At 69.1% G+C, this 12166-nt stretch carries 10 protein-coding genes; 1 reads left to right on the top strand and 9 read right to left on the bottom strand.

The window, feature by feature from the left end:
- Nucleotides 1-23: 23 nt before the first annotated feature.
- From PARJ55_RS0100500 to PARJ55_RS0100465, 8 genes are all read right to left on the bottom strand, one after another.
- Entirely contained in the window at nucleotides 24-1022 is a 999-nt protein-coding gene (locus PARJ55_RS0100500; RefSeq protein ID WP_036699118.1) for an ABC transporter substrate-binding protein, read from the bottom strand.
- A 78-nt stretch (nucleotides 1023-1100) separates the two neighbouring features.
- A complete protein-coding gene (locus tag PARJ55_RS0100495; RefSeq protein WP_028711193.1) occupies nucleotides 1101-2522 on the bottom strand; it encodes a mannose-1-phosphate guanylyltransferase/mannose-6-phosphate isomerase in 1422 nt (473 codons plus the stop codon).
- Between the two features lie 146 nt (nucleotides 2523-2668).
- Nucleotides 2669-3616: a glyoxylate/hydroxypyruvate reductase A gene (locus PARJ55_RS0100490; protein WP_232215643.1), complete on the bottom strand. Its 948-nt coding sequence runs from the start codon at nucleotides 3614-3616 to the stop codon at nucleotides 2669-2671.
- Nucleotides 3594-4736 carry a rod shape-determining protein RodA gene (gene rodA / locus PARJ55_RS0100485; protein ID WP_028711191.1) on the bottom strand — a complete coding sequence of 381 codons (1143 nt, stop codon included), beginning with the start codon at nucleotides 4734-4736 and terminating at the stop codon, nucleotides 3594-3596. Before rodA ends, PARJ55_RS0100490 begins: the two co-directional genes overlap by 23 nt.
- Nucleotides 4737-4739: 3 nt before the next feature.
- Nucleotides 4740-6683, bottom strand: a complete 1944-nt coding sequence (mrdA, locus tag PARJ55_RS0100480; RefSeq protein ID WP_028711190.1) for a penicillin-binding protein 2 — start codon at nucleotides 6681-6683, stop codon at nucleotides 4740-4742.
- A gap of 3 nt (nucleotides 6684-6686) precedes the next feature.
- Nucleotides 6687-7217: a hypothetical protein gene (locus PARJ55_RS0100475; RefSeq protein WP_028711189.1), complete on the bottom strand. Its 531-nt coding sequence runs from the start codon at nucleotides 7215-7217 to the stop codon at nucleotides 6687-6689.
- Nucleotides 7210-8142, bottom strand: coding sequence for a rod shape-determining protein MreC (gene mreC, locus PARJ55_RS0100470; RefSeq protein WP_028711188.1), 933 nt, complete (start codon nucleotides 8140-8142; stop codon nucleotides 7210-7212). The genes PARJ55_RS0100475 and mreC overlap by 8 nt, the downstream gene beginning before the upstream one ends.
- 13 nt (nucleotides 8143-8155) lie before the next feature.
- Entirely contained in the window at nucleotides 8156-9190 is a 1035-nt protein-coding gene (locus PARJ55_RS0100465; RefSeq protein WP_028711187.1) for a rod shape-determining protein, read from the bottom strand.
- Nucleotides 9191-9445: 255 nt separating this feature from the next.
- Between PARJ55_RS0100465 and PARJ55_RS0100460 the strand changes: the two genes are divergently transcribed.
- Entirely contained in the window at nucleotides 9446-10285 is an 840-nt protein-coding gene (locus PARJ55_RS0100460; RefSeq protein ID WP_028711186.1) for a putative rhamnosyl transferase, read from the top strand.
- 33 nt (nucleotides 10286-10318) lie between these two features.
- On the opposite strand, the gene PARJ55_RS0100455 is transcribed toward PARJ55_RS0100460, so the two are convergent.
- Nucleotides 10319-11881 carry a 2-isopropylmalate synthase gene (locus tag PARJ55_RS0100455; RefSeq protein ID WP_028711185.1) on the bottom strand — a complete coding sequence of 521 codons (1563 nt, stop codon included), beginning with the start codon at nucleotides 11879-11881 and terminating at the stop codon, nucleotides 10319-10321.
- Nucleotides 11882-12166: the final 285 nt, after the last annotated feature.

Genomic DNA, 12166 nt, shown 5'->3' with positions numbered 1-12166 from the left:
CAAGGGGGGCGGGCTGGGACGGATCAGCGCAGGGGCGTGACGTCGGGTCCCTCGGCGGCAACGGCGGCAGCCTCGGCCGGGGCGGCCCTTCGGGAGATCCGGGCGGTGAAGGCGTCGCTCGGGTCGCGGCGCAGCACGGCCTGGGACCCGCCGACGCGCAGGGTCTCGACCGTGCGGCGGTATTCCGCCTCGTCCAGCGCCCCGCCGGCCGAAAGCAGCGGGCCGATCCGGCGCAGCATTGCGGCCTGCCGCTGCACCGCCGCCTCGTCCGGATCGGGGCCGAGGATCAGCCGCGCGGTTTCCACGGGATTTTCCGCCGCCTCGCGCCAGCCCTTCATGCTGGCGCGCAGAAAGCCCGCCAGTTGCGCCTCGGCCTCGGGCCCGGCCAGCTGGCCGGCAAGAACGTAAAGCCCGTCCTCAAGCACCGAGGCGCCCTGGTCCCGCGGGTCGAGCTCGATCAGGCCCTCGCCCGGCAACGGGTCGTAGCTCAGCGTGCTGATGCAGGCGGCCTGCTTCTGGCGCAGCATCTCGGCGCCCGGCCATTGCGCCAGCAGCGCGACGCCGGACAGGCTGTCGTCGGGGACCAGTCCCAGCCGGTTCAGCCAGGCCCGCAGCGGATAGTCCGTGCCCCCGAACCAACTGCCGATGGTCTTGCCGCGCAGATCGGCGGCGCCGGCCACGCCCGTCTCGCGCAGGCAGGTCAGCCGCAGCGCCGGATGGGCGAAGATCTGGCCGATATTGACCACCGGCAGGCCGTTTTCCCGCGCCACCAGCGCGGTGGGCAGCCATTCCACCGCCAGGTCCGCCTCGCCCCGCGCCAGCGCCTCGAAGGGCGGGGCGCCGTCGGCGGGGCGCAGGGTGACGGTCAGCCCTTCCTCGGCATAATGACCGCGCGCCTCGGCCAGCAGAAAGCCGGCGGATTCCGCCAGGGCCGGGCCGCGCAGCTGCACGGTCAGTTCCCCGGCCCGTGCAGTCAGCGCGGCCAGCGTCAGGGCCAGGGCGGGAAGCAGGGATTTCGTCATCCGTCTCATCGCCGGCCATGGTTAGACGGCCCGGTTCAGCGGCGCAAGCAATCGCGCCGCACGATGCCGCGAGCGGCGTCAGTCGCGCGAATAGATGTCCTCGTAGCGCACGATGTCGTCCTCGCCCAGATAGGCGCCGGTCTGCACCTCGATCAGCACCATCGGCACCTTGCCGGGATTCTCCATCCGGTGCACGGCGCCCAGCGGCACATAGATCGACTGGTTCTCGGTCACCAGCGTCTCGGTGTCGTTCACCGTCACCCGCGCCGTGCCGCTGACCACGATCCAGTGCTCCGAACGGTGGAAATGCGATTGCAGCGACAGCGCGCCGCCCGGATTGACCACGATGCGCTTGACCTGGAAGCGGTCGGCCAGCGCCAGCGTCTCGAACCAGCCCCAGGGGCGGTGGTCGCGCAGGAAGGTCTCGGCCTGCCGGGCGCCCTTGGCCCTCAGCGCCGAGACCGCCTTCCTGACCTCTTGCGCGCGGTCCATGCCGGCGACCAGCACCGCGTCCTTGGTGGCGACGACCATCACGTCCTTCAGCCCGATGCCCACCACCTCCATCCCCTCGTCCTGCGAGCGCAGCAGCACGTTGTCGCAATCGATGGCGGTCGAGCGTCGGTCGGTGACGGCGCCGCGTTCGGCCGGCGCGGCGGCCTGTGCCTCGTGCCAGACCGCGTCCCAGCCGCCAAGATCCGACCAATAGCCCGAAAAGCGCACCACCGACAGATTGTCGGCCTTTTCCAGCACCGCGTAATCCACCGAGCGGTCGGGCAGCTGCTCCCAGGGCTCGGGCGCCAGCCGCAGGAAGCCGAGATCCGTCTGGGCCTCGGCCAGCGCCGCCTCGACGGGGGGCAGGTATTCCGGCGCATGGGCCCTGAACGCCTCGACCATCGTCCGGGCGGCAAACAGGAAGATCCCGGCATTCCACAGGAAATTGCCCTGCGCGATCATCTGCGCCGCTTTCTCGGCATCGGGCTTCTCGACGAAGCGTTTCAGCACCAGCGGGCCCTCGCCCTCGTCCTCGGCCTCCATGTAGCCATAGCCGGTTTCGGGCCGGGTGGGGGCGATGCCGAAGGTGACGATGCGGCCCGCCTGCGCGGCGGGCAGGCCCAGATCGACGGCGCGGCCGAAGGCCTCGGCATCGGGCACCACATGGTCCGAGGGCGCGACCAGCAGCACCGCATCGGGGTCCTTTTCGGCGGCGCTCAGCGCGGCGGCCAGGATGGCGGGCGCGGTATTGCGGCCCGCGGGCTCGATCAGGATGGCCGCGGGCGCGATGCCGATCTGGTCCAGCTGCTCGGCGACGATGAAGCGGAAATCGGCATTGGTCATCACCAGCGGCGCGCCGTAGCGCGGACCGTGAAGCCGGCGGGCCGAGGCCTGGAACAGGCTTTCCTCGCCCACCAAGGGCGCGAATTGCTTGGGAAAGCTCTTGCGCGAGACGGGCCACAGCCGGGTGCCCGATCCTCCGGCCAGCAGAACAGGGGTGATCGTCATGAAAATCGCTCCATCGGCCCGGAGGCCGTTTCATCCGCTTTCGTTATCCGCCGGCAGCCTTTCGTGCGCAACTTGCGCAAACCGTCAGGGCGGCGGGGCGTGGTCCCCGGAATAGCATGCCGGGCCCGAAGCGGCAAATCCGCCGGTCAATAGCCCCGCGCCCGGTCCACCAGATGCAGCAGCGGCTGGCCGCGCATGGCGCGGCGCAGGTTCTCGGCCGCGACCGGCGCGGCGCTGGAGGGCCGGGTCTCGGCCGCCACATGCGGGGTGACGGTGATGCGCGGATGGCGCCAGAACGGATGTTCTGGCGGCAAGGGTTCGTGCCGGAACACGTCCAGCACCGCGCGCGCCGCCGGGTCGCGGTCCAGCGCCGCGATCAGCGCCGGTTCGTCGATCAGCGTGCCGCGCCCGGCATTGATGATCGTCGCACCCGCTGGCAGCAGCGCCAGCCGTTCGGCGTTCAGCAGGTCGCGGGTCTCGGCCGTGTCGGGCAGAAGGCAGACCAGGATCTCGGCGCGGCGCAGGGCCTCGGGCAGGGCCGCGCCGGGCAGGACCTCGATCCCCGGCACGGCGCGGCCGGATGCGGACCAGCCGGTGACCCGGAACCCCAGCCCCGCCAAGGCCGAGGCCACGGCCCGCCCCAGTTCGCCCATGCCCAGCACGGTGATGCCGCGCCCGGCGGCCAGCGGCGGGGTCAGGTGGTTGCGCCAGACCCCGTCCTGCGCATGGCGGTCCATGCCCAGATGCGCCCGCAGCGCCCAGCCGGTGCAATATTCCACCATGCCCTGCGCCAGCCCCGGATCGACCATCCGGCACAATGGCTGCGTCAGGGTCGGGTTGGTCACGATGCGCTCGACCCCCGCCCAGAGGCTTTGCACGACGCGGGCGCGGGTGAAGGGGGTGAAATCCAGCCTGGCGCCGTCCTCGGGATAGCCGGGCGCGTAGATCAGCGCGTCGAAACCGGCCGGATCGCCGTCGCGGCGCAGATCCATCTCGGGGCAGGCGGCGCGCAGGGCGGGCGCCCAGGCGTCCCACAGCCGGGCAGGGGCGGCGAACAGCACCCGCATCCGGTCAGCCCCGCGGCCGGTGGACATGGGCCGATTGCACGATGCCGAAGGCCATCAGCAGGATCATCAGCGAGGTCCCCCCATAGCTGACCAGCGGCAGGGGCGAGCCCTTGGCGGGCAGCATCCCCATCACCGTGGCCATGTTGATCGAGAAATACAGGAAGAACGTCCCGGCGATGCCGATGGTCATCAGGCTGGCGAAGCGGTCGCGGTTGGTCAGGGCCGAATACATGCAGAAGCCCAGGATCAGCACATAGAGCATCAGCAGCGAGCCGGCGCCGACAAAGCCGAATTCCTCGGCCAGCGAGGTGAAGATGAAGTCGGTATGCTTCTCGGGCAGGAAATTCAGCCGCGACTGCGTGCCCTGCATGAAGCCGCGCCCCGACCAGCCGCCCGATCCCAGCGCGATCTGCGCCTGGGCGATGTTGTAGCCGGCCCCCAGCGGGTCCGAGCTTGGGTCGAGGAAGGTGTCGATGCGGCGGAACTGGTAATCGTGCAGCAATTGCCAGTCGGTGCCCCGGCTCTCCATCACCGCGGTGATGCCGGCGACGACGATGGCGACGACGCCGGCGAAATACCACAGGCTGACGCCGGCGGCGAACATCACGATGCCGCCCCCGGCGATCAGCATGATCGAGGTGCCGAGGTCGGGCTGCATCAGCACCAGCCCGGTCGGCAGCAGGATCAGGATCACCGGGATCAGCACCCAGAACGGGCGCGAGACCTTTTCGACCGGCAGCCAGTCGTAATAGGCGGCCAGCGTCATCACGAAGGCCACCTTGGTCAGCTCGGACGGCTGGATGCGGATCGGCCCCAGCACCAGCCAGCGCTGCGCGCCCATGCCGACATGGCCGATCACCTCGACCAGGATCAGCAGGCCCACGCAGATCACGTAAGAGGCCACCGAGATCGAGCGCCAGAACCAGATCGGCACGAAGGCCAGCGCGAACATCAGCACCATGCCGACGGCGAAGCGTTCCATCTGCGGCCCGGCCCATCGGTCCATCTCGCCGCCCGAGACGGAATAGAGCATCAGGAAACCGATGCAGCTGACGGCGGTGACCAGAAAGACCAGCGGCCAGTTCAGATGCAGGATCTTGCGCCAGCCGGTCGGCACCTGTGCGACGTGATAGTCGAGATAGCTCATGCGTCAGGCCTTTGCGCGCTCTTGCCCCTTGCGGGCCGAGGGGATCAGGTTCATGCGCGACCACATCTCCTGCACCTTGGCGCGCTCGCCCTCGGGATAGGCGGAAAGCGGCGGCAGCCCGTCCGCCAGCGCGTAAAGCAGGATGTCGCGGGCGATGGGCGCGGCCACGGCCGAGCCGCCGCCGCCATGCTCGACCACCACCGAGACCGCATAGCGCGGCATGTCATAGGGCGCGAAGCAGACGAACAGCGCATGATCCCGCCGGTTCCAGGGCAGCTGCTCGTTCGAGATCACTCCGCGGGCGCGTTCGGCGGCGGTGATGTTGCGGACCTGCGAGGTGCCGGTCTTGCCGGCCATCTGCCATTCCGGCGCGATGATGCGTGAGCGCCGCGCCGTGCCGTGGCTGCCGTTCATCACCGCGTCCATGCCGGCCCGCGCCGTGCGCAGGTGCAGCGGGTTGATGTCCAGCTCCGGCCATTCCGGCAGCGGCTCGGCCTGGCCGTCGATGGCGCGCACCAGCCGCGGCGCCACCGCCCGCCCCGTCGCCACCCGCGCCGTCATCACCGCCAGTTGCAGCGGCGAGGCCAGCACATAGCCCTGGCCGATCGAGGCGTTGAGCGAATCGCCGACCTGCCATTCCTGGGAATAGCGCGCCCGCTTCCAGGCGCGGTCGGGGGCGATGCCCTCGGCGATGGCGGACATCGGCAGCTCGTGGCGCACGCCGATGCCCAGCTTGCGCGCCATGGCGGCGATGCGGTCGATGCCGACGCGCTGCGCCAGCTCGTAGTAATAGACGTCGCAGGACTGTTCGAGGCTGCGCACCGCATCGATGGTGCCGTGGCCGCCCCGGCTCCAGCAATGGAAGCGGCGGCCGGCGACCTGGGTATAGCCCGGGCAGAAGAAGCGCGAGCCGGGATTGATCACCCCGGATTCCAGCCCGGCCAGCAGCGTCACCATCTTGAAGGTCGAGCCGGGCGGATAGACGCCCTGCACGGTCTTGTCGGCCAGCGGCCGGTGGTCGTGGTTCATCAGCGCCCGGTAATCCGGCCCCGAGATGCCGCGCACGAACTTGTTCGGGTCGAAGACCGGCGAGGACGAGATGGCCAGGATGTCGCCATTGGTCACGTCCATCACCACGGCGGCGGCGCTTTCGTTGCCCAGCCGCTGGGTGGCGTAATTCTGCAGCCCGGCGTCCAGCGTGGTCTGCACCGTGGCGCCCTGCTGGCCTTCCTGCCGCGACAGCTCGCGCATCTCGCGCCCGGCGCTGTTCACCTCGACCCGGCGCGAGCCGGCCTTGCCGCGCAGCGACTCCTCCAGCTTGGCCTCCATGCCGACCTTGCCCAGCTGGAACTCGGGCAGGCGCAGCACCGGGTCCGGATCCTCGATCTTCGACAGGTCGTAATCCGAGACCGGGCCGACATAGCCCAGCACATGCGCGAAATCGCCGGCGCGCGGATAGCTGCGCGACAGGCCCGCCTCGGGCGTGACGCCGGGCAGGGCGGGGGCGTTGAGCGCGATCGAGGAAAACTCGGCCCAGCTCAGCCGGTCGGCGACCAGCACCGGGGTGACGGCGCTGCGCTTGCGGATCTCTTCCAGGATCTCGGCGGCCTGGCGGTCGGACATCGGGATGATGTGGCGCAGCCGGGCGATCACGGTCGAGACGTCGCCGGCCTCCTCGCGGGTCAGGGTGACGCGGTAGTTCTGCTCGTTCCCGGCGATGATCGTGCCGTTGCGGTCCAGGATCAGCCCGCGCGCCGGCGGCAGCAGCCGGATCTTGATCGAATTGCCGTCCGACAGCATGCGATACTGGTCGGCATGCTCGATCTGCATCGAGCGCAGCTTCAGCCCCAGCGCCGAGACCACCGCCGCCTGGATCGCCCCCAGCATCAGCACCCGGCGGGTGATGAGGCGGCTGCTTTCGGCGATTTCGCGTTCCGACTTGCGCATGGCTCAGCGATGCCTCGTGTCTCGTTCGGCGCGGCCGCGCGGCAGGCCCAGCACCCAGCCGGCAAGCCCCGCGACCAGCGGATAGGCCGCGACCGTGGCGATGTATTGCAGGATCACCTGCCCGAAGGGCGGCAGGGGCAGGAAGAAGATCGCCAGCAGGAAGCGGTTCGCCACCATTATCAAGGCCAGAAGCATCGCCACGCGCAACCATTCAACCATGAAAGGCAGCTCTCGCCAACGCTGCTCGCGCTTGCGGGCGGCCTCGGTGCCGATCACGGCCAGCGCGGCGCCCAGCCCGATGGGGTGAAGCAGCAGGATGTCCTCGATCAGGAACAGGACGGCGATGGTCAGCACCGGGACCTGTTCGGGGCGGCGCAGCACCCAGACCAGCGCCAGGCACAGCCCCAGGTCCGGCCCCGGCCAGCCGATGCGGCCCGGCGCCAGCGGCAGCAGCCGCCAGAACAGGATCGCCAGGAACAGCGCCACGAACAGCGCCTGTCCCAGCAGCCGCTGGCGGCGGGCCGGCTCAATCATCCGCGGCCTCGGCCTCGGCGGTGGCCGCTTGCAGGTCGGACAGCGGCGGCAGCGGCGGGCCGATGAAATCCGCGCTCGGCGGCGGGATCAGCAGTCCGGTATCCGAGAGCTGCTCGGCCGGGTGGCTGCGCAGCACTCGCAGGAATTCCAGCCGCCCGTAATCGGCGGCCAGCCGCACCCGCAGCCGGCCGTCGTTGGCCAGCGCCACCTGGCCGACCGGCAGGCCGGGCGGGAACACGCCGCCGTCGCCCGAGCTGACCACCCGGTCGCCGGGGCGCAGGTTCTCGGGGCTTTCGATGAAGTCCAGCGCCGGCAAGGCCGTGTTGTCGCCGGTCAGCAGCGCGTGCTGGCCCGAGGGCAGGATGGTCACCGGGATGCGGCTGGAGGGATCGGTCAGCAGCATGACCCGGCTGGTGGTCTGCCCGACGCCCGAGATGCGCCCGACGAGCCCCAGCCCGTCCATGGTCGCCCAGCCGTCCAGGATGCCGTCGCGCGCGCCGACGTTCAGCAGCACCGATTGCCGGAAGGCCGTGCCGCTGTCGGTCAGCACCACCCCCGAGACCGAGGTCAGGGCCGGGTCGATCCGCACGCTGTTCTGCGCCAGCAGCTTGGCGTTTTCCTGCTCCAGCTGCACGGCGGCCTCTTTCCAGGCCGACATCTTTTGCAGCTCGCGGCGCAATTCCTGATTCTGCTCGTAGAGCCGGGCATAGGACTGGAAACCCGCCACCATGCGCGAGACCCGGGTCACCGGCGCCATCACCCAGTCGAAGCTGGGCACGAAGCGGTCGATGAAGGCCGCGCGCATGCGTTCGGCCCTGGGACTGTCGATCTGCCAGAACAGGAACACCGCCAGCAGGAACAGCACCAGCAGCGAAACCAGGATGCGGCGGACCGGAGCCGCGTAATCAGGGCCCTTGCGCGCCATGGGCCGAACCCGCTCAGCTGTCGTAATCGATCACGTGGCGCAGCTGCTTCTCGAATTCAAGGGCCTTGCCGGTGCCCAGCGCCACGCAGCTCATCGGCTGGTCGGCCAGGCTGATCATCAGCCCGGTCTGTTCGCGCAGCGCCAGATCCAGCTCGCCCAGCATGGCGCCGCCGCCGGTCAGCATCACGCCGCGGTCCACGATGTCGGCGGCAAGATCCGGCGGCGTCGCCTCCAGCGCCACCATCACCGATTCGCAGATCTGCTGCACCGGCTCGGCCAGCGCCTCGGCGACCATGGCCTGGGTGATCTCCATCTCCTTGGGGATGCCGTTCAGAAGGTCGCGGCCGCGCACCATGATCGTGGCACCGCGCCCGTCGTCGGGCATGCGGGCGGTGCCGATCTGGGTCTTGACCCGCTCGGCCGTCGATTCGCCGATCAGCAGGTTGTGGTTGCGGCGCAGGTAGTTGATCAGCGCGTCATCCATGCGGTCGCCGCCGATGCGGACCGAACGGGCATAGACCACGTCGCCCAGGGACAGCACGGCGACCTCGGTGGTGCCGCCGCCGATATCCACGACCATGCTGCCGGTCGGCTCGGTGATCGGCATGCCGGCGCCGATGGCGGCGGCGATGGGTTCCGCGATCAGCCCGGCGCGGCGGGCACCGGCCGAGAGCACCGACTGGCGGATGGCGCGCTTCTCGACCGGGGTGGCGCCATGCGGCACGCAGACGATGATCTTCGGCTTCGAGAAGGTGGTGCGCTTGAACACCTTCTTGATGAAATGCTTGATCATTTCCTCGGCGCTGTCGAAATCGGCAATCACGCCCTCGCGCATCGGCCGGATGGCCTCGATGCTGCCCGGAGTGCGGCCCAGCATCAGCTTGGCGTCCTCGCCCACGGCCAGCACCTGCTTCTTGCCGTCCTTGACGTGATAGGCGACGACCGAAGGCTCGTTCAGGATGATGCCCTTGCCCTTGACATAGACCAGCGTGTTCGCGGTCCCCAGGTCGATCGCGATATCGGTGGAAAACAACCCGCCAAAGGCCATGTGACTACCCCTTCTGCCGTCCCTGCCATGACGGCCGTTTTCGCCGTTCTTTGCGAACGGACATTGCCCGATTGCCCCGGCGAGTCGCCCCCGCCAAGGTGTTGGACATATAGGCCGGGGCCGGGCTGGGGAAAACCAGAAAATTCCATTCCGCCGATGTCGTGGCGGCGATCCGCGGGCCCTGCCGCGCCGCTTGACCGGGCAGCGCCGCCTGCTAGGCTGCCGCCGGTTCTGGTCGCCAGGAAGGGGCAGGGTTTGCGGGACGATATCGTGGGGATCTGCCGCTTTTCCTTCCTGGGGAAATGCGACTGGGCCGAGACTGCCGGGCAGGGCGGCAACGCCCCCGCGCTGATGGCGCGGCGCCGCGCCATGCTCTACGCGCCCGAGCGGCTGGCGCGCCGCTTCGCCGCCTTCGAGACGCTCTGCCTGCCCTCGGTCAGGGCGCAGACCGACGCGGATTTCCGCTTCTGGATCCTGACCTCGCCCGAGATGCCGCGCGAATGGCTGGAGCGGCTGCGCGATCTTTGCGCAGGCCTGCCGCAGATCCGGCTGATCGTCTCGGACAAGCGCGAGACGGTGAACGCGCTGCGCGAGCCGCTGCGCGAGGCGGCCGATGCGGCCGGCCGGCCGGTGATCCAGTTCCGCGTCGACGACGACGACGCCTTCAGCCGCCACCATGTCGCCCGCATCCGCGGCCATGCAAGGCGCTTTTCAGACCTGCCGGCCTTCGCAATCAGCTATCCGCAGGGCCTGGTCATGGGCAGCTACGAGGGCGAGCCGATCAGCTACTGGCGCGCGCATCAGCCCTTCCTGGGCGCCGGCGCGGCGGTGCGGATGCGCGGCGCGGGCCGCTGCATCTATGCCTACAACCATTTCCAGTTGCCCAAGCATTTCCCGGCCTTCACCGATATCGGCGGGCTCGGCTATCTGCAGACCCGCTGGGACGAGGGCGATTCCGTCGCCACGATCGTCGCGAAATTCCCGAAATGGTTCCAGCGGCTGGACCCGGACGCCTTCCAGCAGGCGCTGGCCGAGGATTTCCCCTTCCTGCAGGGCGTCGACCTGGGCTTCGTGGAACGCAAGGGGGCGGCCTGACAGCCGCCCCCTCTTACGCCATTCCGCGGCGGATCAGTGCGAATACATGCTGACCTGCTTGGCGTCCGCACCTTCGCCGACCATGTCGCGGCGCACCTTCAGCCGGTTCAGCGCGCCGACATAGGCCTTCACGCTGGCCAGGATGGTGTCGGTATCCGAGGCCTGGCCGGTGGCGATCCGGCCTTCCTCCTCCATGCGCACGCTGACGGTGGCCTGGGCATCGGTGCCCTCGGTCACCGCATGGACCTGATACAGCTGCAGATGCGCCTTGTGCGGCCAGATCGCCTTGACGGCGTTGAAGCAGGCATCGACCGGGCCGTCGCCGGTGGCATGGACGGTCTTCTCCTCGCCGCCGACCGTCATGGTCAGGTCGGCCGACTGCCCGTCCGTGCCGCAGACCACGCGCAGGTGCTTCACCTGCAGGTAATCGTGCTCGGTATTGGCGGCGCTGTCCTGCATCAGCGCCACCAGGTCGTCGTCGTAGATCTCCTTCTTGCGGTCGGCCAGGGCCTTGAAGCGCACGAAGATGTCCTTCAGCTGGTTGTCGCCCAGCTCATAGCCCAGGTCGCGCAGCTTCGAGCGCAGCGCAGCGCGGCCCGAATGCTTGCCCATGGCGATATTGGCCTCGTTCAGGCCGATATCGGCGGGGCGCATGATCTCGAAGGTCTCGACATTCTTCAGCACGCCGTCCTGGTGGATGCCGGATTCGTGCAGGAAGGCGTTCTTGCCGACGATGGCCTTGTTGAACTGCACCGGAAAGCCCGAGACCTGGCTGACCCGACGCGAGATGCCCATGATCTTCGTCGTGTCGATGCCGGTCGTATAGGGCATGATGTCGTGGCGCACCTTCAGCGCCATCACCACCTCTTCCAGCGCGGTGTTGCCGGCCCGCTCGCCCAGCCCGTTGATGGTGCATTCGATCTGGCGCGCGCCGGCCTCGACGGCGGCCAGGGCATTGGCGGTCGCCATGCCCAGGTCGTTGTGGCAATGCGTGGCGAAGACCACCCCGTCGGCGCCCGGCACCCGTTCCAGCAGCATGCGGATCAGCGCGGCCGATTCGCGCGGCGCGGTATAGCCCACGGTGTCGGGGATGTTGATGGTGGTGGCGCCGGCCTTGATGGCGATCTCGACCACCCGGCACAGGTAGTCGTGCTCGGTCCGGGTGGCGTCCATCGGCGACCATTGCACGTCGTCGCACAGGTTGCGGGCATGGCTCACGGTCTGCTCGATCCGCTCGGCCATCTGGTCCATGTCCAGGTTCGGGATGGCCCGGTGCAGGGGCGAGGTGCCGATGAAGGTGTGGATGCGCGGGCGCTTGGCGTGCCTCACCGCCTCCCAGCAGCGGTCGATATCGGGGAACTGGGCGCGGGCCAGGCCGCAGATCACACTGTTCTGCGCCTGCTTGGCGATCTCGCTCACGGCGGCGAAATCGCCCTCCGAGGCGATGGGAAAGCCCGCCTCGATGATGTCCACGCCCATCTCGTCCAGCATCTGGGCGATTTCCAGCTTCTCGGCATGGGTCATGGTGGCGCCGGGCGATTGCTCGCCGTCGCGCAGGGTGGTGTCAAAGATCAAGACGCGGTTCGGATCGGTCATGTCGGTTCTTTCTTACGCGGGAATTCGGGGTTCAGAAGCCAAGCCGGGCGCGAACCAGACTGAGCGGCGGCCCGGAAGACCCGCTCAGCGCAGCGTAAGAAGAAGCAGACCGCGGAGGTTCACGGCAATACGCGCGCCATCATGCGCGTGCGGGGCCGTGGCAATGATCTGCTGCATCCGAGTCATGGCGCGAACTATAAGACCCGCGCCACCGGCTTGAAAAGACGAAAAACACGCTGCCGCAGCAATTTCCCGCCCCGCAGCCGGCACGGGCGTTGCCGCCCC

The sequence above is a fragment of the Paracoccus sp. J55 genome (assembly GCF_000513975.1).
Lineage (GTDB): Bacteria > Pseudomonadota > Alphaproteobacteria > Rhodobacterales > Rhodobacteraceae > Paracoccus.
This window is presented reverse-complemented; position numbering and strand designations above follow the sequence as displayed.

Coding starts and splice junctions, on each gene's coding strand:
- mrdA (WP_028711190.1), bottom strand. CDS start 6,683: ATGCGCAAGTCGGAACGCGAAATCGCCGAAAGCAGCCGCCTCATCACC.
- PARJ55_RS0100500 (WP_036699118.1), bottom strand. CDS start 1,022: ATGACGAAATCCCTGCTTCCCGCCCTGGCCCTGACGCTGGCCGCGCTG.
- PARJ55_RS0100490 (WP_232215643.1), bottom strand. CDS start 3,616: ATGTCCACCGGCCGCGGGGCTGACCGGATGCGGGTGCTGTTCGCCGCC.
- PARJ55_RS0100455 (WP_028711185.1), bottom strand. CDS start 11,881: ATGACCGATCCGAACCGCGTCTTGATCTTTGACACCACCCTGCGCGAC.
- PARJ55_RS0100475 (WP_028711189.1), bottom strand. CDS start 7,217: ATGATTGAGCCGGCCCGCCGCCAGCGGCTGCTGGGACAGGCGCTGTTC.
- mreC (WP_028711188.1), bottom strand. CDS start 8,142: ATGGCGCGCAAGGGCCCTGATTACGCGGCTCCGGTCCGCCGCATCCTG.
- rodA (WP_028711191.1), bottom strand. CDS start 4,736: ATGAGCTATCTCGACTATCACGTCGCACAGGTGCCGACCGGCTGGCGC.
- PARJ55_RS0100465 (WP_028711187.1), bottom strand. CDS start 9,190: ATGGCCTTTGGCGGGTTGTTTTCCACCGATATCGCGATCGACCTGGGG.
- PARJ55_RS0100495 (WP_028711193.1), bottom strand. CDS start 2,522: ATGACGATCACCCCTGTTCTGCTGGCCGGAGGATCGGGCACCCGGCTG.